Source organism: Allobosea sp. CER48 (assembly GCF_044752385.1).
GTDB lineage: Bacteria > Pseudomonadota > Alphaproteobacteria > Rhizobiales > Beijerinckiaceae > Allobosea.
The window spans coordinates 1-1,266 of sequence record NZ_JBIWYK010000689.1 but is presented as its reverse complement, the minus strand read 5'-3'; the positions used below and the strand labels follow the sequence as shown (position 1 = coordinate 1,266).

Annotated in this window: 1 protein-coding gene; it reads right to left on the bottom strand. The window is 65.2% G+C overall.

Features of this window, described 5'->3' with window-relative positions; all coding sequences use genetic code 11:
- On the bottom strand, positions 1-1,266 hold a 1,266-nt coding region (locus ACIPIA_RS16595), incomplete at both ends, for an ATP-dependent helicase (protein ID WP_400511074.1).

Below are 1,266 nucleotides of genomic sequence, written 5' to 3'. Positions count from 1 at the left end.
GGGCCGATGTCGGCCCGACGCCCGGGATGAGCTGCAAGACGCGAAACCCGGCGACGCGATCGCGCGGGTTCTCGATGAAGCGCAGCAACGCAAGCAGATCCTTGATATGGGCGCTGTCGAGGAACTTGAGGCCGCCGAACTTGACGAAGGGGATGTTCCGGCGGGTGAGTTCGATCTCGAGCGGCCCGCTATGATGCGAAGCCCGGAACAGCACTGCCTGTTGCTTCAGCGTGGAGCCGCCTTCCCGGTTCTCCAGCACCCGCTCGGCAATGAAGCGGGCCTGGTCGGCCTCGTCGCGCACATGGACGAGTTGTGGCGGCGATCCGGCAGCGCGATCCGTCCAGAGGTTCTTGGTGAAGCGCTCGGCCGCCAGGTCGATGACGGCGTTTGCGGCCGCAAGTATGGCGCTGGTCGAGCGGTAGTTCTGATCGAGCGTTATGACCTCGGCAGGCGGCGAGAAGGCCGCCGGGAAGTCGAGAATGTTGCGGACGGTCGCAGCGCGGAATGAGTAGATGGACTGGGCGTCGTCGCCGACGACCGTGAGCCCGCTGCCGTCGGGCTTCAGCGCCAGCAGGATCGAGGACTGGAGACGGTTGGTGTCCTGATATTCGTCGACCATGACATGGTCGAAGCGAGCGCCGATATCCGCAGCGATATCAGGATCGGTCATCGCTTGCGCCCAGTAGAGCAGCAAATCGTCGTAATCGAGAACGTTCTGCTGCTGCTTGGCCTCGACATAGGCGGCGAAGAGCTGCTTCAGCTCGGCCGCCCAAGCCACGCACCAGGGGTAGGACTGGCCGAGCACCTTCTCGATCGGCAACTCGGCGTTCACGCAGCGCGAATAGATCGCCAGGCAGGTTCCCTTGGTCGGGAAGCGAGCCTCCGTCTTCGAGAAGCCGAGCTCGTGCCGGACCAGGTTCATCTGATCGGCAGCATCCTCGCGATCATGGATCGTGAAGGCCGGGTCGAGGCCGAGCTGGTCGGCGCAATCGCGTAGCAGGCGCGCCCCTATGCCATGGAAGGTGCCCGCCCAGCTGAGGGCGTCGCTCAGAACACCGGCACCGTCGCCGAGCACCTTGCGGGCGATCCGTTCGACGCGCTTCGCCATTTCGGACGCGGCGCGGCGCGAGAAGGTCATCAGCAGGATCCGCCGCGGATCGGCGCCGCTGACCAGGAGATGGGCAACGCGATGCGCCAGCGTGTTGGTCTTGCCGGACCCCGCACCGGCAATGACAAGCAACGGAGGTGCTACCGTCATGCCGACGC